The following is a 25,199-nucleotide window of genomic DNA, read 5'->3' on the forward strand; positions in this document are numbered from 1 at the left end:
CACTGCGCGCCGGCCTCGCGTGGTGCGGGGTCCCGAGACGCCCCCCGAGACGCCCCCAGAGGAGACTGCATGTCCGCCCAGCCACAGAGCCAGCCGAATCAGGCCGATGCCGACGCCCTGAACCAGGAAACCCGAGAGTGGCTCGACGCCCTCAGTGCCGTGATCCAGGCCGAGGGTGGCGAACGCGCCCACCAGCTGCTCGAGGACCTGCTCGAGCACGCGCGCCAGAACAGCATCGACATGCCGTTCTCGGCCAACACCGGCTACGTCAACACGATCGAGCCGAACCAGGAAGCGCGTTGCCCCGGCAACATCGAGATCGAGGAGCGCCTGCGCGCCTACATGCGCTGGAACGCGATGGCGATGGTGGTCAAGGCCAACCGCCACAACCCCGAGGACGGCGGTGACCTGGGCGGCCACATCGGCTCCTTCGCGTCGCTGGCCCACATGTTCGGCGCCGGCTTCAACCACTTCTGGCATGCCGAGAGCGAGAACCACGGCGGCGACTGCCTCTACATCCAGGGCCACGTCTCGCCGGGCGTCTACGCCCGCGCCTACCTGGAAGGTCGCCTGACCGAGGAACAGCTGCTGCACTTCCGCCAGGAAGTCGACGGCAAGGGCCTGTCGAGCTACCCGCACCCGAAGCTGATGCCCGAGTTCTGGCAGTTCCCGACCGTCTCGATGGGCCTGGGCCCGCTGATGGCGATCTACCAGGCTCGCTTCCTGAAATACCTGCATGCCCGCGGCATCGCCAACACCGAGAACCGCAAGGTCTGGGTCTTCTGCGGCGACGGCGAGATGGACGAGGTCGAGTCGCTCGGCGCGATCGGCCTGGCCGCGCGCGAGAACCTCGACAACCTGATCTTCGTCATCAACTGCAACCTGCAGCGCCTGGACGGCCCGGTGCGCGGCAACGGCAAGATCATCCAGGAGCTCGAAAGCGAGTTCCGCGGTGCCGGCTGGAACGTCATCAAGCTGCTGTGGGGCAGCAACTGGGACCCGCTGCTGGCGCGCGACAAGGACGGCGCGCTGCGCAAGCTGATGATGGAGACGCTGGACGGCGACTACCAGGCCTTCAAGGCCAACGACGGTGCCTATGTCCGCAAGCACTTCTTCGGCCGTGACCCGCGCACGCTGGAGATGGTCGCCCACATGAGCGACGACGACATCTGGAACCTGCGCCGTGGCGGCCACGACCCGCAGAAGGTCTACGCGGCCTACCACCAGGCGGTCCACACCAAGGGCCAGCCGACGGTGCTGCTGATCAAGACCGTCAAGGGCTTCGGCATGGGCAAGGTCGGCGAGGGCAAGAACACCGTCCACCAGACCAAGAAGCTGACCGACGAGGACATCAAGATCTTCCGCGACCGCTTCAACATCCCGGTGCCCGACAGCGAGCTCGCCAAGATCCCGTTCTACAAGCCGGCCGACGACACGCCCGAGATGCAGTACCTGCACGAGCGCCGCAAGGCCCTCGGCGGCTACCTGCCGCATCGCCGCACCAAGGCCGACGAGAGCTTCACGGTGCCGGCGCTGGAGACCTTCAAGGCCGTGCTCGACCCGACCGCCGAAGGCCGCGAGATCTCGACCACCCAGGCCTACGTGCGCTTCCTGACGCAGCTGCTGCGTGACCAGGCGCTCGGCCCGCGCGTCGTGCCCATCCTGGTCGACGAGGCCCGCACCTTCGGCATGGAAGGCCTGTTCCGCCAGGTCGGCATCTACAACCCCGCAGGTCAGCAGTACACCCCGGTCGACAAGGACCAGGTCATGTACTACCGCGAGGACAAGGCCGGCCAGATCCTGCAGGAAGGCATCAACGAGGCCGGCGGCATGTCCAGCTGGATCGCGGCGGCGACGTCCTACAGCACAAGCAACCGCATCATGGTGCCGTTCTACGTCTACTACTCGATGTTCGGCTTCCAGCGCATCGGCGACCTGGCCTGGGCGGCCGGCGACATGCAGGCCCGCGGCTTCCTGCTGGGCGGCACGTCCGGCCGGACCACGCTGAACGGCGAAGGCCTGCAGCACGAGGACGGCCACAGCCACATCCTGGCCGGCACGATCCCGAACTGCATCAGCTACGACCCGACCTTCGCCCACGAGGTCGCGGTGATCATGCAGCACGGCCTCAAGCGCATGGTCGAGAAGCAGGAGAACGTCTTCTACTACCTGACGCTGCTCAACGAGAACTACCCGATGCCGGGCCTGAAGGCGGGCACCGAGGAACAGATCATCAAGGGCATGTACCTGCTCGAATCCGGCGCCGCCGGCTCGAAGCTGAGCGTCAACCTGCTGGGCTCTGGCACGATCCTGCGCGAGTCAATGGCCGCGCGCACGCTGCTGGCCGCCGACTGGGGCGTGTCGGCCAACGTGTGGAGCTGCCCGAGCTTCAACGAGCTGGGCCGCGACGGCCAGGCCGCCGAGCGCTGGAACCTGCTGCACCCGACCGAGAAGGCCCGCGTGCCCTTCGTGGCCGAGCAACTGGCGCCGCATGACGGCCCGGTGATCGCCTCGACCGACTACATGAAGAGCTATGCGGAGCAGATCCGCGCCTTCGTGCCCAAGGGCCGCAGCTACACCGTGCTGGGCACCGACGGCTTCGGCCGCAGCGACTTCCGCGGCAAGCTGCGCGAGCACTTCGAGATCAACCGCCACTACATCGTCGTCGCCGCGCTGCGTGCGCTGGCCGACGAGGGCAAGCTGCCGGTGGCCAAGGTCGCCGAAGCGATCAAGAAGTACGGCATCAACGTCGACAAGATCAACCCGCTGTACGCCTGACGCAGCAACGGAGACGACAACATGGCACTGGTTGAAGTGAAGGTCCCTGACATCGGGGACTTCAAGGAAGTGGCGATCATCGAACTGCTGGTCAAGCCCGGCGACACGATCAAGGCGGAACAGAGCCTGATCACGGTCGAGTCGGACAAGGCGTCGATGGAGATCCCCTCGTCGCATGCCGGCGTGGTCAAGGAACTCAAGGTCGCGATGGGCGACAAGGTCAGCGAAGGCACGCTGCTGCTGCTGCTGGAGGTCGCGGGGGCGGGCGCTGCTGCTGCGCCGGCAGCGGCCCCGGCCGCTGCGGCACCGGCCACTGCGGCACCGGTCTCTGCACCGGTGGCCGCCGTCGCTGCGCCGGCAGCCGCCGCGAGCGGCCCGATCGACATCTTCGTGCCCGACATCGGCGACTTCGCCGAGGTCGCGGTGATCGAGCTGCTCGTCAAGCCCGGCGACACGGTCAAGGCCGAGCAGAGCCTGATCACGGTCGAGTCGGACAAGGCCTCGATGGAGATCCCGTCGAGCCATGCCGGCGTGCTCAAGGAGCTGAAGATCAAGATCGGCGACAAGGTGAGCAAGGGCTCGCTGATCGCTGTGATCGAGGGCGCCGGCGGTGGCGCTGCGCCGGCAGCCCCGGCTGCGGCAGCCCCTGCCGCCCCTGCTGCGGCACCCGCAGCTGTGGCGGTGGCTGCTGCACCGGCCGCACCGGTGGCTGCGGTCGCCGGCGCGCCCGCGCACGACCCGACCGCGCAGAAGCTCAACCTGCCGCATGCCTCGCCGTCGATCCGCAAGTTCGCCCGCGAGCTGGGCGTGCCGCTGGACGAGGTCAAGGGCACCGGCCACAAGGGCCGCATCACCCAGGACGACATCCAGGGCTTCGTCAAGGGCGTGATGGGCGGCGCGGTGCAGACCGCGGCCCAGAAGGCCAAGGCACCCGCTGCCGCGCCCGCTGCGGCCGGGGGCGCCTTCCCGGGCCTGCTGCCCTGGCCGCAGGTCGACTTCGCGAAGTTCGGCCCGGTCGAGCGCAAGGATCTGTCGCGCATCAAGAAGATCAGCGGCGCCAACCTGCACCGCAACTGGGTGGTGATCCCGCACGTCACCAACCACGACGAGGCCGACATCACCGAGCTGGAAGCCTTCCGCGTCCAGACCAACAAGGAGAACGAGAAGTCCGGCATCAAGGTCACGATGCTGGCCTTCATGATCAAGGCCGCCGTGGCCGCGCTCAGGAAGTTCCCCGAGTTCAACGCCTCGCTGGACGGTGACACGCTGGTTCTGAAGAACTACTTCCACATCGGCTTCGCGGCGGACACGCCCAACGGCCTGGTGGTCCCGGTGATCAAGGATGCCGACAAGAAGGGCATCTTCCAGATCAGCCAGGAGATGGGCGATCTCGCCAAGAAGGCCCGCGACGGCAAGCTCGGACCGGCCGACATGACCGGCGGGTGCTTCAGCATCTCGTCGCTGGGCGGCATCGGCGGCAAGTACTTCACGCCGATCATCAACGCGCCCGAGGTCGCGATCATGGGCGTGTGCAAGAGCACCATCGAGCCCAAGTGGGACGGCAAGGCCTTCCAGCCACGCCTGATCCTGCCGCTGTCGCTGTCGTGGGACCACCGCGTCATCGACGGCGCCGCCGCCGCACGCTTCAACGTGTACTTCGCATCGCTGCTGGCGGACTTCCGCCGCATCGTCCTCTGATCGGGAGCACGACATGGCATTGATCGAAGTGCAAGTGCCCGACATCGGCGACTTCAAGGACGTCGGCGTCATCGAGATCCTGGTCAAGCCGGGTGACACGGTGAAGGCCGAGCAGAGCCTGATCACGGTCGAGTCGGACAAGGCGTCGATGGAGATCCCGTCCTCGCATGCCGGCGTGGTGCAGGCCGTCAAGGTCGCGATCGGCGACAAGATGAACCAGGGCAGCGTGATCCTGACGCTGGAGGCGTCGGGCGCGGCATCCGCGCCGGCCCCGGCGGCTGCGCCTGCTCCGGCGGCTGCGGCTCCCGTGGCCGCGCCGGTCGCGGCAGCGGTGGCCGGTCCTGCCGGCAGCCATGCCGGCGCGGCCGACGTCGAGTGCGACGTGCTCGTGCTGGGCGCCGGTCCCGGCGGTTATTCAGCCGCCTTCCGCGCCGCCGACCTGGGCCTGAAGGTCGTCATCGTCGAGCGTTACGCGACGCTCGGCGGCGTCTGCCTGAACGTGGGTTGCATCCCGTCCAAGGCGCTGCTGCACGTGGCCGCCGTGATGGACGAGGTCAGCCACATGGCCGACCTGGGCGTGTCCTTCGGTGCGCCCAGCGTCGACGTCGACAAGCTGCGCGGCCACAAGGAAAAGGTCATCGGCAAGCTGACCGGCGGCCTCGCGGCGATGGCCAAGATGCGCAAGGTCACGACCGTGCGCGGCATCGGCACCTTCCTCGACCCTTACCACGTGCAGGTCAGCGAGACCACCGGCACCGGCACCGAGGCCAGCGGCGGCAAGAAGGTCGTGAAGTTCAAGCACGCCATCATCGCGGCGGGCTCGCAGTCGGTGAAGCTGCCGTTCTTCCCGCAGGACGATCGCATCGTCGACTCGACCGGCGCGCTGGCGCTGACGTCGGTGCCGAAGAAGATGCTGATCGTCGGCGGCGGCATCATCGGCCTGGAGATGGGCACGGTCTACAGCACGCTGGGCGCCCGCCTGGACGTGGTCGAGATGCTCGATGGCCTGATGCAGGGCGCCGACCGCGACCTCGTCAAGGTCTGGGAGAAGATGAACAAGGGCCGCTTCGACAAGATCATGTTGAAGACCAAGACCGTCGGTGCCGAGGCCACGCCCGAAGGCATCAAGGTGCAGTTCGAGGGCCTCGACGGCACGAAGAGCGAAGGCGTCTACGACCTCGTGCTGCAGGCGGTCGGCCGCAGCCCGAACGGGAAAAAGATCGGCGCGGACCAGGCCGGCGTCGTGGTGACCGACCGGGGCTTCATCCCGGTGGACATCCAGATGCGGACCAACGTGCCGCACATCTTCGCCATCGGCGACATCGTCGGCCAGCCCATGCTCGCCCACAAGGCGGTGCACGAGGCGCACGTGGCCGCCGAGGTCATCGCCGGCACGCTGCAGGGCAACAAGGAACTCGCGGCGGCGGCCTTCAACGCCCGGGTGATCCCGAGCGTGGCCTACACCGATCCGGAAGTGGCCTGGGTCGGCCTGACCGAGGACCAGGCCAAGGCACAGGGCATCAAGGTCAAGAAGGGCCTGTTCCCGTGGACGGCTTCGGGCCGCGCCATCGCCAATGGCCGCGACGAAGGTTTCACCAAGCTGCTGTTCGATGACTCGCCCGAGGCCCATGGCCACGGCAAGATCCTCGGCGGTGGCATGGTCGGCACGCATGCCGGCGACATGATCGGCGAGATCGCGCTGGCCATCGAGATGGGCGCGGACGCGGTGGACATTGGCAAGACCATCCACCCGCACCCGACCCTGGGCGAGAGCATCGGCATGGCCGCCGAGGTCGCGCACGGCTCCTGCACGGACCTGCCGCCCAGCAAGCGCTGAAGCACGTGCCAAAGGGCCTGCCCGGCCCGCTGCACCAGCCGCCCCGGCTCCGGCCGAGGGCGGCTTTTTTCATGCTCAGGCGGCCTGCTTGGCCAGCCAGATCGCCAGACCCTGGCCGTTCAGGCGGATGTCGATGTCCAGGCGCTCCGCGGTCGCCTCGTCGCTCAGTGGCGAGCCGGCGCGGCGGGCGGCGTCGAGCAGGATGTGGCGCATCAGCGCGACCATCCCGACCTCGCGCGTGGCTGCGTCCGCGCCGGGGTGGGCGCGGGCCCAGGCCAGCGCGCCGTGCTCGAAGGCATCGACCTGTTCGAGGACCTGCGCGGCCAGCGCCGGGACGTTGCCGAGGCGGCCGTAGTGGGTCGGGTAGATCCAGTCCGGCTGCGCGGCCAGCATGCGCGCGATGGAGGCCCGCATCGCGTCGGGCTCGAACTGCACCGGCGTGCTGCTGGGCATGATGTAGACGCGTGGCGCGCCACCGGGCTGCAGCGGCGCGCCGTCCAGGTCGCGGTAGCTGATGCCGAAGGTGTCGCCGGTGAACCAGCCGCGGCTGGCCTCGTCCCAGATCGCGTGGTGATGGCGGGCATGGCCGGGGCTGTCGATCAGCCGCAGCGCGCGGCTGCCCAGATTCACGCGCATCTCGTCGTGGCTCTCGACCACGCGCCCGGCGTCGATCGGCAGGACATGGCCGTAGGTCCGCAGCACCTCGTCCGGTCCGTAGACCGCCCGTGCGCCCTCGACCAGCGCCAGCGGGTTGATCAGGTGACGTGCGCCACGCGGGTGGATCAGCGCGCGGGCGTTCGGCAGGTTGGCCATCAACAGGCCGGCGCCGCCGGCATGGTCGAGGTGGACGTGGGTCGGGATGACCCAGTCGACCGCGTCGCGGTGCAGCCCGGCATGCACCAGCGCGGCCAGCAGGCGCGGCACGGCGGCGTTGTGGCCGGTGTCGATGAAGGCGGCGCGGCCCTCGGGGCTGACGACCAGGTAGGCGGCATCGAAGTCGGCCCGGTGGAAGCCGGTGTCGACCACGGTGATGGCATGGTCCAGCGGCTGCAGGAAGGTGTCCGGTGACTCGGTCGAGGCGGGGATCAGGCTCATGGTCGTCGCGTCGCGCGGCAGGGCGCGAGAGTCGGTGCGGGCGCGATGATGCCAGCGGCCACATCGGCGGACCTGACCCGCTGATACGATCCTTCGACGATGAAGCCTGCCGCCGCGTGGAGAACCGCATGAACCCTGTTGCCGACCTGTGCCGGCTTGCCCTGGGCGTCGTGGCGCTCGCCCTGCCTGTGCTCGTGCAGGCGCAGTTCAAGGTCGTGGCGCCGGACGGCACGGTGACCTACACCGATCGACAGCCGGTTGACCGCGGCCTGAAGGTCCAGCCGCTGCGGCGCGACGGCTCGGCCGCCGGCGGCAGCGGCGCCGCAGCGGCGGTGGAACTGCCCTTCGCGCTGCGCAGCGTCGTGGCGCGTTATCCGGTCACGCTCTACACCGCGCCGAACTGTGCCGCCTGCGACAGCGCCCGCGCGGCGCTGCGGGCCCGGGGCGTGCCGCACACCGAGCGGGTCGCCTCCGACGACGACGGTGTGCGCGAACTGCGTCGGCTTGAGCAGACCACCGAGGTGCCCGTGCTGCGCCTCGGTCGCCAGCAGCTGGTCGGCTATGCGGCCGACGAGTGGCAATCGACGCTGGACGCAGCGGGCTACCCGCGCAGCTCGGTGCTGCCCACCGGCTGGCGCCAGCCGGCACCCGAGCCGCTGGCCGTGGCGCGGCAGGAAGATGCCGCTGCGGCGGCCGCACCGGCGGTCGTCGCCCGCCCGACGCCCCCTTCGCCGGTGGCGCCCGCCAACCCCGGCGCCGGCGGCATACGGTTCTGAATCGCAAGCATCCGGCCCGCCGTCGCGTTCTGGAGCGGACATGAAAAAGCCCGCTGGAAGCGGGCTGTCGAATCTGGCGTCCTCTGGCTCGGGTCGGCTTCAGCCGGGTGCCACCGACCGCAGCGCGCCTTCGGCGGCGCGGATGTTCTGGGCCAGCTTCCCCTTCGGACCATCGACCAGGTCGAAATCGACCGTCGAGCCTTGCTTGAGTGTCCGGAAGCCGTCCATCTGGATGGCCGAGAAATGCGCGAAGACATCGTCGCCGCCGCCTTCCGGTTCAATGAATCCGAAACCCTTCACGTCATTGAACCATTTGACGATGCCGCGTGCCATCTTGTGTCTCCTCGATCTGAGTTTTGTATCAAGATTTTCCGTAACCCTTTTCGACCTTGTCAACGCAGGAAAGACCCTGCCCGTGAACGATTGCGAGCACGCATTTTGGCTGCATCCGAGAGTTCCGCCCGCTGTCGTCAAGGCGTCATTTCCGCGCTTGGGCGTACCCAGGAAGCCGTCTATAGAATGGGCTCATGACCGAGCGCAAGCCTGACCTACCGCGTGTGCCGCCGTCGCCCGACGACGGCCAGGGCGCGGTCATTGCCGAGAAGCAGCACCAGCGCACGGAACCCCCGCGCGTCTATCAAGTCCTGATGCTGAACGACGACTTCACACCCATGGAGTTCGTCGTGATGGTGTTGCAACAGTTCTTTCGTCACGACCTCGAGACCGCCACGCACATCATGCTGAAGATCCATCATGAGGGCCGGGCGGTCTGTGGTGTCTATACCCAGGATGTCGCCGCCACGAAAGTGGAGATGGTGATGGCAGCCGCACGAAGGGCGGGTCATCCGCTGCAGTGCACCATGGAGGTCGCATGATCGCGCAAGAGTTGGAAGTCAGTCTGCACATGGCGTTCGTCGAGGCGCGCCAGCAGCGGCACGAGTTCATCACCGTCGAGCACCTGCTGCTCGCGCTGCTGGACAACCCGTCGGCGTCCGAGGTCCTGAAGGCCTGCGCCGCGAACATCGATGACCTGCGCAAGAGCCTGTCGCAGTTCATCAAGGAGAACACGCCCACGGTCGGCGGCACCGACGAGGTCGACACCCAGCCGACGCTCGGCTTCCAGCGCGTGATCCAGCGGGCGATCATGCATGTGCAGTCGACCGGCAACGGCAAGAAGGAAGTCACCGGCGCGAACGTGCTGGTGGCGATCTTCGGCGAGAAGGATTCGCACGCCGTCTACTACCTGCACCAGCAGGGCGTGACGCGCCTGGACGTCGTGAACTTCATCGCCCACGGCATCAAGAAGAGCGAGCCGCCGGAGCCCACCAAGGGTGGCGGCAGCGAGCCGACCGGCAACGCGTCGAACAGCGATGCCGACAAGGACGAGGGCGAAGGCAAGGGCTCGCCGCTGGACCAGTACACGCAGAACCTCAACCAGGCGGCGCGTGATGGCCGCATCGATCCGCTGATCGGTCGCGAGCACGAGGTCGAGCGCGTGATCCAGGTGCTGTGCCGCCGCCGCAAGAACAACCCGCTGCTGGTCGGCGAGGCCGGCGTGGGCAAGACCGCCATCGCCGAGGGCCTGGCCTGGCGCATCACCCAGTCCGACGTGCCCGACGTGCTGGCCGAGTCGACCGTCTACTCGCTCGACATGGGCGCGCTGCTGGCCGGCACCAAGTACCGCGGTGACTTCGAGCAGCGCCTCAAGGGCGTTCTCAAGCAGCTCAAGGAACATCCGCACGCGATCCTGTTCATCGACGAGATCCACACGCTGATCGGCGCCGGCGCGGCCTCGGGCGGCACGCTCGATGCCAGCAACCTGCTCAAGCCCGCGCTCAGCTCGGGCCAGATCAAGTGCATCGGCGCGACCACCTTCACCGAGTACCGCGGCATCTTCGAGAAGGACGCGGCGCTGTCGCGGCGCTTCCAGAAGGTCGACGTGGTCGAGCCCTCGGTCGAGCAGACCATCGAGATCCTCAAGGGCCTGAAGTCGCGCTTCGAGGAGCATCACAGCGTCAAGTACGACCTCGGCGCGCTGCAGGCCGCGGCCGAGCTGTCGGCCAAGTTCATCAACGACCGCCACCTGCCCGACAAGGCGATCGACGTGATCGACGAGGCCGGTGCGGCCCAGCGTGTGCTGCCCAAGAGCAAGCAGAAGAAGAAGAAGATCACCCGCAACGAGGTCGAGGACATCGTCGCCAAGATCGCCCGCATCCCGCCGGCCAGCGTCTCCAGCGACGACCGCTCCAAGCTCAAGAGCCTGGACCGCGACCTCAAGAGCGTGGTGTTCGGCCAGGACCCGTCGATCGACGCGCTGGCCGGTGCGATCAAGATGGCGCGCTCCGGCCTGGGCAAGCCCGAGAAGCCGATCGGCGCCTTCCTGTTCAGTGGCCCGACGGGCGTGGGCAAGACCGAGGTCGCCAAGCAGCTCGCCTACATCCTGGGCATCGACCTGATCCGCTTCGACATGTCCGAGTACATGGAGCGCCACGCGGTCAGCCGCCTGATCGGCGCGCCTCCGGGCTATGTCGGCTTCGACCAGGGTGGCCTGCTGACCGAGGCGGTCACCAAGAAGCCGCACTGCGTGCTGCTGCTCGACGAGATCGAGAAGGCCCATCCGGACGTCTTCAACGTGCTGCTGCAGGTCATGGACCACGGCACGCTGACCGACAACAACGGGCGCAAGGCCGACTTCCGCAACGTCATCGTGATCATGACGACCAACGCGGGCGCCGAGACCATGCAGAAGGCGACCATCGGCTTCACGACGGCACGCGAGAGCGGCGACGAGATGGGCGACATCAAGCGCATGTTCACGCCCGAGTTCCGCAACCGCCTCGACGCGATCGTGAGCTTCCGCGCGCTGGACGAGGAGATCATCCTGCGGGTGGTCGACAAGTTCCTGCTGCAGCTCGAGAGCCAGCTCGGCGAGAAGAAGGTCGAGGTGACCTTCACCGACGCGCTGCGCAAGCACCTGGCCAAGAAGGGCTTCGATCCGCTGATGGGCGCCCGCCCGATGCAGCGCCTGATCCAGGACACCATCCGGCGCGCGCTGGCCGACGAACTCCTGTTCGGTCGCCTGACCGACGGTGGCCGCCTGACCGTCGACCTCGACGACAAGGGCGAGGTCACGCTGGACATCGAGCCGCGCAACAAGAGCGACAAGCCGAAGTCGGAGCCGGCGACGGCCTGAAGCGGAGACTTGCGCCAACCCGGAAAGTCCCGCTTCTGCGGGACTTTTTTTGTTTGGCGGAAGGGAATGGGAGTCGAACCCACCCGGCGACGCATGGCGCCACCCACCGGGTTTGAAGCCCGGCCGACCCACCAGGATCGTTTCCCCTCCAGGGATGTCTGGCCGCTGTCGCGCCCGTCTCAGGACGCAGCAGCGGGCGTGATCGTCGTCGTGTCCTCCGGCCGAGGGGAAGCCGCCCCGTCGCGGAACAACTGGCTGTCGGCACGCAGGCGATGGACGTCACCGATGCGTCGCAACAGGCCGATGCGATCGAGGTATTCGAGGATCTGGATCGCCCGCTTGCGGCCCAGCGACGTGGCGTCGCGGAACCGGGCGGCCGTGACCTCGCCGTCGTGGGCGTGGGCGACCTCGCGGGCGATGCTGCAGAGTCTCGCCATCGTGGCCGGTGGGTAGTAGAGGTCTTTCACCACTTGCATCAGTTCGCCGCGCTGCGCGAGCCGGGCCAGCGTGACGCGCATCAGCGGCTCGGATTCCTGCGTGTCGCGCGCCAGGTCGCGCACCCAGGCGCCCTCGAAACCGGCGGCGGCCAGGCCCGGGCTCACCTTCTGAGCCAGTCGCTCTTCGGTCGCCGACAGCTTGATGCCATGTTCGGGCAGGTGCACGAAGGCGCCGCGCACGTGCAGGCGCGCATCGGTCTGAAGACGCGCCAGCAGCGCGCGGAAGAGCGGCTCCGGCAGGCGAGGCAGGGCCAGGCGACGCAGCCGCGCGGCATCCGGGCCCAGTTCTTCCGGGTGACCGGCATGGAAGCGCGCCAGCGCCGCCAGCAGGGCCTCACCGGCCAGGGCGGTCTGGACCGCGCCGAGTGCCCAGCCGTCGGGCGTGCGCAGCGTGACGGCCTCGTCGAGGCCGCTCAGCAGGCTCGCCAGCGACTGGCCCTGCGCGGCCGCCAGCCGGGCCAGGTCGACGCCGTGCGGGGCGACGTCGACCAGCGCCGCGACCCGCTCGGGCAGCGTCGGCAAGGCCAGCGCGGACAGCTCGGCCAGGCGCTGCGGCGTGCGGCGGTAGCGCACGGGGGCATGCGGGTCGAGCACCATGCCGCCGGCCAGCGTTCGGCTGGCCGATGCGTCGCGCAGCACCACGCGGTCACCGTGCCAGGCGCCGACGGGGCTGCGCAGCACCAGCTGGACGCGGGCGCTCGCGCCGGGCATCAGGCGGTCGCCTTCCTCGTGCCCATCGAGGATCGCGACGGTGCCGGGCATGTCGATCGCGCCGATGTGCACATGCACCGGCGTGCCGCTGCGCAGCGGCTTGGCCTCGTCGTGCCAGAGCGTCAGGCTCGCGTCGAGGCGATCGGTGCTCAGCATGGCGGCCGGCGCGACCAGCCACTGGCCGCGCGCGATCTCGTCCTTGGCCAGGCCAACCAGGCCGATCGCGCAGCGCTGGCCGGTCTCGGCCTGCTCGACCACGCGGTTCTGTGCATGCAGGCTGCGCACCCGCACGCGCTGACCGCCCGGCACGCGCACCAGCTCGTCGCCGATCTCCACCCGTCCGGCATGGACCGTGCCGGTGACGACCGTGCCGACGCCGCCGAGCGTGAAGGCCCGGTCGATCGCCAGCCGGAAGGCCCCGTCGCCACGGGCATCGCGGCCGGCATGGCTTCTGGCCGCTGTCCACAGGCGCTCGCGCAGCTCGGCCAGGCCGGCACCGGTGTGGGCCGAGACCGTCAGCACCGGTGCGCCGGCCAGCGAGCTGCCTTGCACCAGCGCGGCGGCCTCGGCCTGCACGGCGGCCAGCCGGGCTGCGTCGACCCGGTCGGCCTTGGTGACGACCACCGCGCCCTCGCGCAGGCCCAGCAGCGACAGCACGGCCAGGTGCTCGCGCGTCTGCGGCATCACGCCGTCGTCGGCGGCGACCAGCAACAGCGCATGGTCGATGCCGGTGGCGCCGGCCAGCATGGTGTGGACCAGCCGCTCATGGCCGGGCACGTCGATGAAGCCGATCGATGCGGCCGCTTCGGCCTTGGCCGGGTCCGCGCCGGGCAGGTCCAGGAAGGCGTAGCCCAGCTCGATGCTGATGCCGCGCTTCTTCTCCTCGGGCAGTCGGTCGGTGTCGACGCCGGTCAGCGCTTTCACCAGCGTGGTCTTGCCGTGGTCGATGTGGCCGGCGGTGCCGACGATCATGGGTGTCTCCGCAGCGGGTTCGGCATGGGCTCAGGCCATGAGCCTGCGCAGTGGCTCAGGTCGTGAGCTCGCGGGCGCTGATGACGTACTTGAAGGTGTCGGGCGCCAGCTCGTCGAAGCGACCGCTGGCGTTCTCGCCGTTCGGGTACATCAGGAAGGACTTGGTGCCGGTGTCGGCGCTGCCGGGCAGGACCAGGTCGTTGACGGTGTTCCAGCCCACCCAGTTGCCTTCCCAGCCGCCGAACAGGCCCTTCATGACCGGCGCGACGACCGGGTGCGCCGGGTCCTTGATCCAGTCGGGCGTCTCCTGGCGCATCACCTTGAGCACGTCGGCCGGGTCCATGGCGACCCAGCCCAGGCCGGCGAGGTGGACCTCGGCGCGGCAGTGCTGCGCGCCCTTCAGGTTGGCCGGGTTGCCGCTGAGTTCCTTGTAGCCAAAGGCCGACGGGACCAGGCGCAGGCCGTAGACATCGCGGGCCGGCACGCCGACCGCGCGGCACAGGCCGACGAAGACGGCGTTCAGGTCGGCGCACTTGCCGCCCAGGTTGCCGGTCTCCAGCATGGTCTTGATGTCGCCGGTGCCGCAGCCGCGGGTCTTGGGCTCGCGGTAGGCGTGGGCCACGACCCAGCCGTAGAGGGCGCGGACCTTGTCCAGATCGGTCTTCGCGCCACGGGTCGCTTCCAGCGCGGTCTTGCGCACGATGCCGTCCAGCGGCTTCAGTTCGGTGGGCTGCAGGTTGGCCTTGAGCACGGCCGGGTCCTCGGCGACGGTGCCGCGGCCATTCCAGTCGACGGCGCGGTTGCGGGTGCGCAGCGTGCTCGTCAGCGTCACGGTCGGCTGGGTCGTCTCGGGCGCGAAGGCCGCGTGCAGCATCCGCACGCCATGTTTCGGATCGCGCGTCAGGCCGATGGTGCGGGCGTTGCCGGTCCAGCTGTTGTCGACCGACCGCTGGTAGTCGGATTCGATGTCGGGCACCGGCAGCCAGAGCTGGGTCGCGCCCTGCACGTCGGCGATCTGGACGGTGGTCGTGACCTCGAAGGTGCGCCAGCCACCGACCTGCGGCTCGAAGCGGCGCTCGGCCGGTGCGGCGGTCTGGGCGCGGGTCAGGCCGGGCACCAGCAGCGGGGCGGCGAGGGCAGCGGTGGAGGCCAGCAGGCTGCGGCGGTCGAGTCGGATGTTCTTCATGGTGCGGGTTCCAGGAGACGTTGACGTTTCGGGGGAGAGGGTTCGAGGCGTGGGCGTGGGCGTGGGCGTGGGGGCGAAGGCTCAGACCAGCTCGCGCATCCAGCGGCGGGCGGCCGGACCGGCCCAGTCGAGTTCGCCGATGACGCTGAAGGCGGCCCGGCCCTTGCGATCGACCACGACGGTGGTCGGGAACACACGGGCGCCCCAGGCCCGCGAGGCGGCGCCGTCGCGGTCGCGCAGCACCGGCAGGCTCAGCGGTTCGGCGGCGAGGTAGCGGCGCACGGCGGCGTCGGTCTCGCGGTGGTTGACGGTGACGACCTGCACGCGGTCGTCCAGGTGGCGCTGCGCCAGCAGCTCCAGCGACGGCAGTTCGGTGCGACAGGGCTCGCACCAGCTGGCCCAGAAGTTGATGACGACGACCTGGCCGCGGGCATCTGCCAGACGCCAGGCCGGGCCGTCCCAGGTCGGCAGTTCGAGCGCCGGCGTGGCTTGACCGCGTGGCCACGCGGTGCGCTGGGCGCCGGGGGGATCGCCGTTGGCGAGGCAGGCGGCCGGCGCGGCGCTGAGGCTGGCGGCCAGTCCGGTGGTCGATGTCAGCAGCGAGAGCCCCTGTCGCAACGCCTGGCGCCGGGCGGGCGAGGGCGGTGCACCGGCTCCCGCCGGACCGGCGAGGAACGGATGATCAGGCGTCATGGTCGTGGTTCGTTGGCAGACGTCGGGTCAGGCCAGCCGATCGGCCAGCAGCGGCAGCTGGGCTGCCAGGAGGGCGTGATTCTCGACGCAACGCAGGTCGAGGATCAGCCGGTCGTCCGTGATGCGGCCGATAACAGGGCGCGGCAGGCTGCGCAGCGCGCTGGCCAAGTCGTCCAGCGCGCGGCCGGCGCCCTTTTTCTGTGTCGGCGTGATCGCCAGGCCGGCCGAGGGCAGGCGGTCGACCGGGAGCGAGCCCGAGCCGATCTGGCCGAGCAGGTCATCGACCACGGCGACGTCGACGCGCGGCGCAAGCGCCTGTGTGAACGGCGCGTGCAGCGCTTGCGCGGTCGCCAGGATGTCGGCCAGCGGGCGCGTCAGCAGCCGCAGCGTGGGCAGGTCGCGGCGGAGGCGTTCCGGGCGCAGGTAGAGCCGCAGCGTGGCCTCCAGCGCGGCCAGTGGCAGCTTGCTGACGCGCAGCGCGCGCTTCATCGGGTGCTTGCGGATGCGCTCGATCTCGGCACGGCGGCCGACGATCAGGCCGGCCTGCGGGCCGCCCAGCAGCTTGTCGCCGCTGAAGGTGACGACCTGGCAGCCGGCGGCCAGCTGTTCCTGCGGCATGGGCTCGCGCGGCAGGCCATGGGCCGACAGGTCGATCAGCGAGCCGGCCCCAAGGTCGCTGACCAGCGGCAGGCCATGGCGCTGCGCGATGCCGGCCAGCGTGGCCTCGTCGACGCTGGCGGTGAACCCCTGCACCACATAGTTGCTGGTGTGGATCTTCATCAGCAGCGCGGTGCGCTCGCCGATGGCCTGTTCGTAGTCGCGCGGGTGGGTGCGGTTGGTGGTGCCGACCTCGACCAGTCGGACGCCTGCCGCGGTCATGACATCGGGGATGCGGAACGCGCCGCCGATCTCGACCAGTTCGCCGCGCGAGACGATCACCTCGCGGTCACGCGCCAGTGCGGCCAGCGTCAGCAGCACGGCCGCCGCGTTGTTGTTGACAACGGTGGCCGCCTCGGCGCCGGTGAGCTGGCACAGCAGGTCCTCGACCAGACTGTCGCGATCGCCGCGGCCTCCGCTGGCCAGGTTGTATTCGAGGTTGTTCGGGCTGGCCATCAGCGCCAGCACCTGCTGCAGGGCCGCGTCGGCCAGCAGTGCGCGGCCGAGGTTGGTGTGGATGACGGTGCCCGTGCAGTTGAAGACGGCACGCATCGCGGGCGCGAGCGCCGCGTCGACGCGCTGGCCCAGCGCATGGCCCAGGGCGGCCGGTGCGACGGCCTCGCGTGCCAGCGTGCCGGCCAGCGCCTGCACGCGCAGGCTGTCCAGCAGCGACCGGGCGTGGCCGGCGACCAGCGTGTGGCCATGCTCGGCCACCAGCGCCGCGACCTCTGGCTGGCGCAGCAAGCGATCGACGGCGGGAAGGTCCTTGGGGCCGGCCGGCTCGGAGGGTGAGCCTGTCTCGCCGGGGGCCTTGGAACCGTGAACCACGGATTCGTCGGGCCGCGCCATCACGCGCCTCCGGGATCGGGTGGCGCGCTGCCGGGGTCGGCGCCGGACGTGCCCTGCTCGTCCTGGGCATCCGGATCGCCGAACAGCAGCATCAGGTTCAGGCCGTGGCGCTGCAGGCCGGTCTCGGCAACCAGCAGGTCCAGCGTGATCGAGGCGAGGTCGTCGGCCACCGCGTCGATACCGGGATCGCGGTCGGTGTGCAGGATCTTCAGGTAGTGGCCGCAGTCGTCGCAGGTCTCGGCCTGGACCGCCGCCTGGGCGGCGCGGGCCGAGCGCGCGGCGTTCTCGTCCTCGTCGAGGCCGTCGGCCAGCTCGGCGGTGTCGAGTGACTGGAAGGCGATGGCCTTGCCGCTGCCGCAGTGCGCGCACTGGATGCGCACGCGGTGCCATTCGGTGTTGCACAGGCCGCAATGCAGGTAGCGCTGGCCGAGCGATTCGCCCTCGCTTCGGGTGACGCTGGCCACCGGACGGCTGCCGCAGCAGGGGCAGACGCCGCTGGCATGGTCATCCGGACGACCGAAGGGCTGTCCGCCGCCGATGTGGGCACGCTGCACCGACAGCACGAGGTGGGTCCAGTAGACCTGGAGGGCGGCGGCGATCAGCGGCGCGGTGCCGAGGTCCAGCCCCCGCATCAGGCCGGTCAGCAGGCGGTCGGCCTGGTGTTCGAGGTGGTCGTTGCTGGCCTGCAGAAGGCCGTCGATCAGGGCGGCGACCGGCGCAGGGGCCTGAGGTCGCAGCGTGCCGCAGATCTGACGCAGCGCGGCCTGCCAGGCGGGGTCGCGTGGCCAGTCCAGCGTGGACAGCGGGGGCTCGCCGCGCTGCGCGGCGCGGTCGAGCGCGGCGGCGTCGGGCAGGGGCACGCCGCTGGGGAAGTCCTGCAGCGCCTGGTGCTGGGCCAGGGCAAGGTCGGCCATGAAGCCGAGGAAGTCGCCCATCGCGTGGCCGCGCGCGAGCTGGCGCAGGCGCATCGCGCGCTCGGCGAACAGCGTCTCGCGCTGCGGCCAGCGGAAGTAGGGCGTCTCGCCGGCAGGACGCGAGGCGATCTCTTCCGGGGTCATCACGCGGACCGTGGCGGTCGCTGTCATCGGGCGGGTTCCTTGGTGTGACGGGCGGGAGGGAAGAGGGATCGCATCAGCGATCGGGCCGGGATTCTGTCTGCGACGCGACGATCCCGGCCCGGGTGGAAAGACCGATGGCGCGTCAACGGCGACGCGTCATCTCCTCATGCCAGAGCGGATGGTTCAGCCGCGCCCAGTTCTCGGACACCGTGCCGCGCGTCATCGCCCGGACCGTGCCCTTGACCCAGATCGCCGCATAGACATGCACGATCACCGACAGCACCAGCACCACCGCCGAGACCGAGTGCAGCAGCACGGCGATGCGCAGCACGTTGATCGGGAACAGCGGCGCGAACCACGGGCGCCAGAACATGATGCCGGTGACCACCAGCACGGCCAGGCTGATCGACATGGCCCAGAACACCCGCTTCTGGCCGGCGTTGTACTTGCCGACCGGCGGCAGGTTGGCCTTGTTGCCACGCAGCATCTCGCCCATGTGCTTGGACCACTCCTTGTCGGCCGGCGTCATCACGTTCTCCTTCCACAGCCGCAGGAAGAGGCCCAGGAAGGCCACGACCATCAGCAAGCCCATGAAGGGATGCAGGATGCGTGTCCACGGGCCGCCGCCGAACAGGTTGGAGAAGAAGAACAGGCTCGGGTGGAAGAAGGCCAGGCCCGACAGGCCGGCCAGCACGAACATCAGGGCGATGAACCAGTGGTTCATGCGCTCCGAGTCGCCATAGCGCTGGATCAGCTTGCTCATGACTTTTCCTCCTCCGACTCGACCGGGCCGACCTTCATGTAGTGGAAGAAGCCGGCCACCACCGCGCCGACCATGCCGGCCACCGCGAGCGGCTTGGCGATGCCCTTCCAGACCGACACCATCGGGTTGATCGACGGATTGGCGGGCAGGTCCTCCAGCTCGGGCTTGTCGGCATGCTTGAGCACGTACATGACGTGCGTGCCGCCGACGCCCTGCGGGTTGTAGAGGCCCGCGTTCTGGAAGCCGCGATCCTTCAGCTCACCCGCGCGCTTCTCGCCATACGCCACCATGTCTTCCTTGGTGCCGAAGCCGATCGCGCCGGTCGGGCAGGTCTTGACGCAGGCCGGCTCCAGGCCCACGCCGACACGGTCCGAGCACAGCGTGCACTTGTAGGCCTTGTTGTCGGCCGCGCTGATGCGCGGCACGTCGAACGGGCAGCCCTTGATGCAGTAGCCGCAGCCGATGCAGTTCTCGCTGATGAAGTCGACGATGCCGTTGCTGTACTTGACGATCGCGCCGGGTGAAGGACAGGCCTTCAGGCACCCCGGGTCCTCGCAGTGCATGCAGCCGTCCTTGCGGATCAGCCACTCGAGGCTGCCGTTCTCGGGCTCGACCTCGAAGAACTTCATCACCGTCCAGCTGCTGGCGGTCAGGTCGCTGGGGTTGTCGTACACGCCGATGTTGGTGCCCACCTCGTCGCGCAGGTCATTCCAGTTCATGCAAGCCACCTGGCAGGCCTTGCAGCCGATGCACTTGGACTCGTCGATGAGCTTGGCGACCTGCGGCGCGTTGGTTCGCACCTGGGGCGTCGGGGACGTCGTGGCTGAGCGTGCAACCACGTCTTGCGATTGGAGGCTGGCCACTTGTCAGCTCACTTTCTCGATGTTGACGAGGAAGGCCTTGAACTCCGGTGTCTGCGAGTTCGCGTCGCCGACAAACGGTGTCAGGGCATTGGCCAGGTAGCCGTTCTGCGTCACCCCCTTGAAGCCCCAGTGGATGGGAATGCCGACGTGATGGACCTTCTTGCCGTTGACCTCCAGCGCCTTGATGCGCTTGGTGACCACGCAGGCCGCGACCAGCTCGCCGCGCTTGCTGCGCACCTTGACCTGGTCACCCTGCTTGATGCCCTTCTCCTTGGCCAGGTCCTCGCCGATCTCGACGAAGGGCGCTGGCTGGACGATGGCATTGCTGCGCGAGTGCTTGGTCCAGTAGTGCAGGTGCTCGGTCAGGCGGTAGGTCGTCGCGGCATACGGGAACTCGTCCTGCTTGCCGAAGTTCTCCCGGTCACCCTTGTAGACCCGGGCCGCCGGATTGCTGACCGCGCCCGGGTTGGTCGGGCACATCAGGTTGACGCCCAGCGGGGTCTCGAAGGGTTCGTAGTGCTCGGGGAAGGGGCCCTCGTTCATGCCCACCGCGTGCAGCCTCGCGACGCCCTCGGGGTTCATGATGAAGGCACCGACGCCCTGCTCCGGCGCGGCATCCGGACGCATGTCCGGCACGTCCGCACCGCCGGCCCAGCTCGTGCCGTTCCAGGCCAGGTACTTGCGCGACGGATCCCAGGGCTTGCCATCCTTGTCGGCCGAGGCGCGGTTGTAGAGGATGCGGCGGTTGGCCGGCCAGGCGAAGCCCCAGTTCGGGAACACGCCCAGGCCAGTCGGGTCGCTGTTGTCACGCCGGGCGGTCAGGTTGCCGCTCGGGCCCCAGCAGCCGGCGTAGATCCAGTTGCCGCAGCTTGTCGTGCCGTCGTCGCGCAGCACCGCGAAGCCCGGGATCTGCTCACCGGCCTTGACCAGCGGAGCGACCGGCGCCGCAGGTGCGGCCGCAGCGGTGGCGGTTGCCGGCTTGGCACCCGCGCTCGCAGCCACCGCAGGCTTGGCACCCGCAGCCGGTGCAGCGGGCGGCGGCGGGTAGAGGTCGGCCAGCGCCTTGCCGGAGATCTCCCGCAGCAGCTCGCCCGGCTGGGGCACGTTGGCGTTGAGGTAGGGCCAGCTCAGCGCGGCGATCGGCTCGGGCAGCGCACCGCCGTCCTTCGCGTACATGCCGCGCAGCTTGACGAACAGCCGCGCCATGATTTCCGAGTCCGGCTTGGCCTCGCCCGGGGGATCGACCGCCTTCTCCTTCCAGCTGATGACGCGGCTGGAGTTGGTGAAGGAGCCGGTTTCCTCGGCGAAGCAGCTGGTCGGGAAGCGGAAGACCTCGGTCTGGATCTTGGAAGGATCGGCATCGTTGAGCGGGCCGAAGTTCTTCCAGAACTCGCTGGTCTCGGTCTCCAGCGGGTCCATCACGACCAGGTACTTCAGCTTGGCCAGGCTCTCCGAGAGCTTCTTCTTGTTGGGCACGGCCGCCAGCGGGTTGAAGCCCTGCACGACGAAGCCGTTCATCTTGCCCTGGTGCATGCGCTCGAAGATCGCCAGGATGTCGTAGGCGCCATCGCGCTTCGGGATCCAGTCGTAGGCGAAGCTGTTGTCGGCCGTCGCGGCATTGCCGTAGTAGGCCTTCATCAGGCTGGTCTGCCACTTCGCGAAGTTCTGCGTGAAGGCCATCTGCCCCGGACGCAGCGGCTTGCCGGTGCGTGCGGCCAGGTAGGTCGCACGGTCAGCGTCGGCGTCGGTCGGTGCACCGATGTAGCCCGACAGCACCTCGGTGTAGGCACACATGTCGGTGATGCCCTGCACGTTGGCATGGCCGCGCAGTGCGTTGATGCCGCCACCCGGGCGTCCCATGTTGCCCAGCAGCAGCTGGATCATGGCCATCGTGCGGATGTTCTGCGAGCCCACCGAGTGCTGGGTCCAGCCGAGCGCGTAGCAGATGGTCATCACCTTGTCCGGCGCCGCGGTGCCGGCCAGCATCTCGCACACCTTGAGGAACTTGTCCTTGGGCGTGCCGGTGATCTGGCTCACCAGCTCCGGCGTGTACCGGGCGTAGTGCTTCTTCATCTGCTGGAAGACGCACTGCGGGTTCTGCAGCGTGTCGTCCGTCTTCACGAAGCCGTCCTCGCCCATCTGGTAGCCCCAGGTGGACTTGTCGTAGCTGCGCTTCTCGGCGTTGTAGCCGCTGAAGAAGCCGTTCTCGAAGGCGTAGCCCTCCTTGACCAGGAAGGCGGCATCCGTGTTCAGCTTGACGTAGTCAAGGTGAATCTTGTCGCTGCTCAACAGGTAGTTGATGACACCGGCCAGGAAGGCGATGTCGGTGCCGACCCGGATGGGCGCGTAGAAGTCCGCCACGGCGGCCGAGCGCGTGAAGCGCGGGTCGACCACGATGAGCTTGGCCTTGCGCTGCTGCATGGCCTCCACCACCCACTTGAAGCCGCAGGGGTGGGCTTCGGCGGCATTGCCGCCCATCACCAGGACGAGATCGGTGTTCTTGATATCCGTCCATGAATTGGTCATCGCTCCGCGACCGAAAGTCGGGCCCAGACTGGACACCGTCGGTGCGTGTCAGATGCGCGCTTGCGTGTCCAGGGCGACCATGCCCAGGCCACGAGCGATCTTGACGCTCAGATAACCGGATTCATTCGAGGAGGCGGACGAGATCAGGAAGCCGGTGGTGTTCCAGCGGTTGACCGTGACGCCCTTGTCGTTGGTCTTGATGAAGTTGGCGTCCCGGTCGGCCTTCATGTGGGTGGCCACGCGGGTCAGCGCGTCTTCCCAGGACAGGCGCTTCCATTCGTTGCTGCCGGGTTCGCGAACCTGCGGGTACTTCACGCGGTCCTTGGACTGGATCATGTCCATCACGCCGGCACCCTTGGGGCACAGCGTGCCGCGGTTGACCGGGTGATCCGGGTCGCCCTCGACGTGGACGATGGTCGACTTGACGTTCTTCGACTTGTCGCCCAGCGTGTACATGATCAGGCCGCAACTGACCGAGCAATACGGGCAGATGCTGCGGGTCTCGGTGGTCCTGGCCAGCTTGAAGTTTCGCGTCTCGGCCAGAGCGGCCGTGGGCGAGAAGCCCAACGCGACGAGGCTGGACGCTGCCAGCCCCGCTCCACTGACCCGGAAGAACTGTCTCCGGTCCATGTCCATGGGTGGGATCTCCTGCGGGCCTGCGGCCCCTTGCGTTCGATGCGAGCGAGCCTGCACGTGCATGCCAGCGCCTGCAAGCTGGCATTCCGGCAGGACTGTGAGGATTGAATCGCCACCGCGCCCCGCCAGCCATCCGGAAGTGCCCGTGCGCGGCCGCGTCAACTTGTCGCGGCGGGCTGTCCAGGGCAGGGGCAGGGCAGGGGCAGGGCAGGGAGACCTCAGGGTCGCCGGTCTGCGGCCCGTGGCTTGCGGGGTGCGCGGGGCCGCAGCACGGCCGGGTCGGCGTCGACGGAGGCCGGGTCCTGGCGGAAGTGGCTGGCCAGCAGCGCGTACACGGCCGGCTCGTGTGCCAGCAGCAGCTCCGGCGCGACGAAGAAGGCCTCGCTGGCGACCGGGAAGTACTCTTCCAGGCCGTGCACGCCGTAGGGATCGAGGGCGGTCGGCTCGCCGGACTCGACCTGCCGGACCAGCCGGGCATGGGCTGCCTGCATGACCTGCAGCCAGTGGCGGCGCGCGCCCGCGTCGGGCAGCGGCGGCACGCCGTCGGCCTCGCCGTCGAGCATGTCCAGCACATGCACGAACTCGTGGATGACGACGTTGTAGCCGTCCTCGGCGGTCTCGCCGCTGGCGGCGACCTCGCTCCAGGCCAGCATCACCGGGCCGCCGGGCATGGCCTCGCCGGCCAGTTCCTCGCTGCCTTCATGGCAGACGCCGTCCTCGTCGATCCACTGGCGCTGTGCCGTCACCTCGCCGGGGTGCAGGACGATGCCGACGAAGCCGTCGTAGGCGGCCAGGTCCAGGTGCAGCACCGGCAGGCAGGCCTGCGCGGCGATCGCCACGGCCATCTCGTCGGTCACGACCAGGCCGCCCGCGCCGTGGAACTCGTGGCGGTCCAGGAAGACGGCGCAGTCCTGCCGCAGCTTGAGCAGGTCGGCCAGCGGCCGGCGTTTCAGGAAGGGCAGGCGGCGCAGCGTGTCCAGCCACAGCGCGTCCGGAATGGCCCGCTGCTGCCGGGCCCGTGCATCGCGCCAGCGGCGCCACCAGGTCAACATGGTGGTGCGGCCCTCAGGCGGGCTGGACGCCGGGCAAGGTGCGGCGCTGCAGGCCGTCGGCGCACCAGCGCAGCAGGTCGGCGCGCATCAGGCTGCGCTCGACCGGGTGATCGTGCCAGTCGCTCAGGACCCAGCGGCTCAGGCCGTCGCCGAGGTCATGGCAGGCCGGACGGTGGGTGTGGCCATGGACCAGCGTGCGGGCACCGGCTTGCACCAACGCGGCGCGCACGGCGTCGGCATCGAGGTCGCCATAGGACTCGACGCCCTGGTCGCGCTTGCGGGCCTCGCTGGCCTCGCGCAGCTGGCGCGCGATGGCGCGACGTTCGGACAGCGGACGGGCCAGGAAGGCGTCCTGCCAATCGGTGCTGCGGACCTGGGCGCGGAAGGCCTGGTAGGCCGTGTCGTCCAGGCACCAGGCATCGCCGTGCCCGACCAGCAGGCGTTCGCCCCAGGGCGCGACCAGCACGGTCGGATCGGCCATGGCCTGCAGACCGGCGGCGCGGCAGGCTTGCGGTCCGAGCAGGAAATCGCGGTTGCCGACCAGCAGGGCGAGGCCGAGCGGCCGATGCCGGGCCTGGACGGCCGCCGTCAAGGTGGCGAAGGCGCGGGCTTCGAAGCTGTCGGATTCGTCGAGGCTGTCGTCGCCGATCCAGACCTCGAAGATGTCGCCCAGCAGCAGCACCGCGTCGGCATCGGTGCCGCGCAGGTGCGCCGCGAGCGCCGCCAGCGTGGCCGGGGTGTCCTCGGCCAGGTGCAGGTCGGCGATGAACTCGACGGCGCGCCAGTGGGCCGGCAGGACCCAGGCGGACGCCGGCGTGGCGGCGTCCGCAGGGCGATCGCTCGCCAGGGTCACGCCGTGACGACCACGGCCTTGGTGATGATGACGTCCTCGACCGGCACGTCGTCATGGTGACCGCGGGTGCCGGTGCGGACCTTCTCGATCTGGTCGACGATCTCGGTGCCGGCGATGACGCGGCCGAAGACGGCATAGCCCCAGCCCTGCGGCGACTCGGAACGGAAGTTCAGGAAGTCGTTGTTGACCGTGTTGATGAAGAACTGCGCGGTGGCCGAGTGCGGCGCGTTGGTGCGCGCCATGGCCAGCGTGTACTTGTCGTTCTTCAGGCCGTTGTTGGCCTCGTTCTGGATCGCGGCCTGGGTCGGCTTCTGCTTCAGGCCCGGCTCCATGCCGCCGCCCTGGACCATGAAGCCCTTGATGACGCGGTGGAACACCGTGCCGTCGTAGTGGCCGCTGTTGACGTAGTTGAGGAAGTTGGCGGCCGACAGGGGCGCCTTGGCGTCGTCGAGCTCGATGCGGATGACGCCAGCGGTGGTGTGCAGATCGATTTGGGGTGCTGCCAT

At 69.1% G+C, this 25,199-nt stretch carries 19 protein-coding genes and 1 tRNA gene; 6 read left to right on the forward strand and 14 right to left on the reverse strand.

Annotation, left to right across the window (positions count from 1 at the left end; genetic code table 11):
• The first annotated feature begins 69 nt into the window (after nt 1-69).
• Genes aceE through lpdA form a run of 3 tightly spaced genes read left to right on the forward strand, consistent with a single transcriptional unit; the run spans nt 70 to nt 6,313 of the window.
• Nucleotides 70-2,778 (forward strand): pyruvate dehydrogenase (acetyl-transferring), homodimeric type, encoded by a 2,709-nt coding sequence (gene aceE, locus Q8X39_RS13180; RefSeq protein ID WP_305750137.1) that lies wholly within the window; start codon nt 70-72, stop codon nt 2,776-2,778.
• Between the two features lie 21 nt (nt 2,779-2,799).
• Complete coding sequence (gene aceF, locus Q8X39_RS13185) at nt 2,800-4,476, forward strand: dihydrolipoyllysine-residue acetyltransferase (protein ID WP_305750138.1); 1,677 nt, start codon at nt 2,800-2,802, stop codon at nt 4,474-4,476.
• Nucleotides 4,477-4,489: 13 nt separating this feature from the next.
• Nucleotides 4,490-6,313, forward strand: a complete 1,824-nt coding sequence (gene lpdA / locus Q8X39_RS13190) for a dihydrolipoyl dehydrogenase (RefSeq protein ID WP_305750139.1) — start codon at nt 4,490-4,492, stop codon at nt 6,311-6,313.
• Between the two features lie 75 nt (nt 6,314-6,388).
• Here the strand turns inward: lpdA and Q8X39_RS13195 are convergent, their stop codons facing one another.
• Nucleotides 6,389-7,408, reverse strand: a complete 1,020-nt coding sequence (locus Q8X39_RS13195) for an MBL fold metallo-hydrolase (RefSeq protein ID WP_305750140.1) — start codon at nt 7,406-7,408, stop codon at nt 6,389-6,391.
• Nucleotides 7,409-7,536: 128 nt separating this feature from the next.
• On the opposite strand from Q8X39_RS13195, the gene Q8X39_RS13200 reads away from it, so the two are divergent.
• A complete protein-coding gene (locus Q8X39_RS13200; protein ID WP_305750141.1) occupies nt 7,537-8,184 on the forward strand; it encodes a glutaredoxin family protein in 648 nt (215 codons plus the stop codon).
• Between the two features lie 99 nt (nt 8,185-8,283).
• Here the strand turns inward: Q8X39_RS13200 and Q8X39_RS13205 are convergent, their stop codons facing one another.
• Nucleotides 8,284-8,517 (reverse strand): cold shock domain-containing protein, encoded by a 234-nt coding sequence (locus tag Q8X39_RS13205; RefSeq protein ID WP_305750142.1) that lies wholly within the window; start codon nt 8,515-8,517, stop codon nt 8,284-8,286.
• 194 nt (nt 8,518-8,711) lie between these two features.
• Between Q8X39_RS13205 and clpS the strand changes: the two genes are divergently transcribed.
• Nucleotides 8,712-9,059 (forward strand): ATP-dependent Clp protease adapter ClpS, encoded by a 348-nt coding sequence (gene clpS / locus Q8X39_RS13210; RefSeq protein WP_305750143.1) that lies wholly within the window; start codon nt 8,712-8,714, stop codon nt 9,057-9,059.
• Nucleotides 9,056-11,377, forward strand: a complete 2,322-nt coding sequence (gene clpA / locus Q8X39_RS13215; RefSeq protein WP_305750144.1) for an ATP-dependent Clp protease ATP-binding subunit ClpA — start codon at nt 9,056-9,058, stop codon at nt 11,375-11,377. The genes clpS and clpA overlap by 4 nt, the downstream gene beginning before the upstream one ends.
• 54 nt (nt 11,378-11,431) lie before the next feature.
• Here clpA and Q8X39_RS13220 read toward each other — a convergent pair.
• The 12 genes from Q8X39_RS13220 to Q8X39_RS13275 form a co-directional block, all read right to left on the reverse strand.
• A tRNA-Sec gene (locus Q8X39_RS13220) sits at nt 11,432-11,527 on the reverse strand.
• A gap of 29 nt (nt 11,528-11,556) precedes the next feature.
• Nucleotides 11,557-13,557: a selenocysteine-specific translation elongation factor gene (gene selB, locus Q8X39_RS13225; protein ID WP_305750145.1), complete on the reverse strand. Its 2,001-nt coding sequence runs from the start codon at nt 13,555-13,557 to the stop codon at nt 11,557-11,559.
• Between the two features lie 55 nt (nt 13,558-13,612).
• Nucleotides 13,613-14,743, reverse strand: a complete 1,131-nt coding sequence (locus Q8X39_RS13230) for a transglutaminase-like domain-containing protein (RefSeq protein WP_305750146.1) — start codon at nt 14,741-14,743, stop codon at nt 13,613-13,615.
• An 81-nt stretch (nt 14,744-14,824) separates the two neighbouring features.
• On the reverse strand, nt 14,825-15,436 hold the full coding sequence (locus Q8X39_RS13235; protein ID WP_305750147.1) for a TlpA family protein disulfide reductase: 612 nt from the start codon (nt 15,434-15,436) through the stop codon (nt 14,825-14,827).
• 27 nt (nt 15,437-15,463) lie between these two features.
• Nucleotides 15,464-16,942, reverse strand: coding sequence for an L-seryl-tRNA(Sec) selenium transferase (gene selA, locus Q8X39_RS13240; protein ID WP_305750148.1), 1,479 nt, complete (start codon nt 16,940-16,942; stop codon nt 15,464-15,466).
• The gene (fdhE, locus tag Q8X39_RS13245; protein ID WP_305750149.1) at nt 16,942-18,027 is read right to left on the reverse strand and encodes a formate dehydrogenase accessory protein FdhE; all 1,086 of its coding nucleotides are present in this window, start codon (nt 18,025-18,027) and stop codon (nt 16,942-16,944) included. The genes selA and fdhE overlap by 1 nt, the downstream gene beginning before the upstream one ends.
• 115 nt (nt 18,028-18,142) lie before the next feature.
• Nucleotides 18,143-18,763: a formate dehydrogenase subunit gamma gene (locus Q8X39_RS13250; protein ID WP_305750150.1), complete on the reverse strand. Its 621-nt coding sequence runs from the start codon at nt 18,761-18,763 to the stop codon at nt 18,143-18,145.
• Nucleotides 18,760-19,626 (reverse strand): formate dehydrogenase subunit beta, encoded by an 867-nt coding sequence (gene fdxH / locus Q8X39_RS13255; RefSeq protein WP_305750151.1) that lies wholly within the window; start codon nt 19,624-19,626, stop codon nt 18,760-18,762. The genes Q8X39_RS13250 and fdxH overlap by 4 nt, the downstream gene beginning before the upstream one ends.
• A gap of 3 nt (nt 19,627-19,629) precedes the next feature.
• Nucleotides 19,630-22,788 (reverse strand): formate dehydrogenase-N subunit alpha, encoded by a 3,159-nt coding sequence (gene fdnG, locus Q8X39_RS13260; RefSeq protein ID WP_305750152.1) that lies wholly within the window; start codon nt 22,786-22,788, stop codon nt 19,630-19,632.
• 218 nt (nt 22,789-23,006) lie between these two features.
• Entirely contained in the window at nt 23,007-23,840 is an 834-nt protein-coding gene (locus tag Q8X39_RS13265; RefSeq protein ID WP_305750153.1) for a M90 family metallopeptidase, read from the reverse strand.
• Between the two features lie 13 nt (nt 23,841-23,853).
• The gene (locus Q8X39_RS13270) at nt 23,854-24,693 is read right to left on the reverse strand and encodes a UDP-2,3-diacylglucosamine diphosphatase (protein WP_369538105.1); all 840 of its coding nucleotides are present in this window, start codon (nt 24,691-24,693) and stop codon (nt 23,854-23,856) included.
• Nucleotides 24,690-25,199 carry a peptidylprolyl isomerase gene (locus tag Q8X39_RS13275; RefSeq protein WP_305750154.1) on the reverse strand — a complete coding sequence of 170 codons (510 nt, stop codon included), beginning with the start codon at nt 25,197-25,199 and terminating at the stop codon, nt 24,690-24,692. The genes Q8X39_RS13270 and Q8X39_RS13275 overlap by 4 nt, the downstream gene beginning before the upstream one ends.

The organism is Leptothrix discophora, from assembly GCF_030705305.1.
Classification (GTDB): Bacteria; Pseudomonadota; Gammaproteobacteria; order Burkholderiales; family Burkholderiaceae_C; genus Sphaerotilus; species Sphaerotilus discophorus.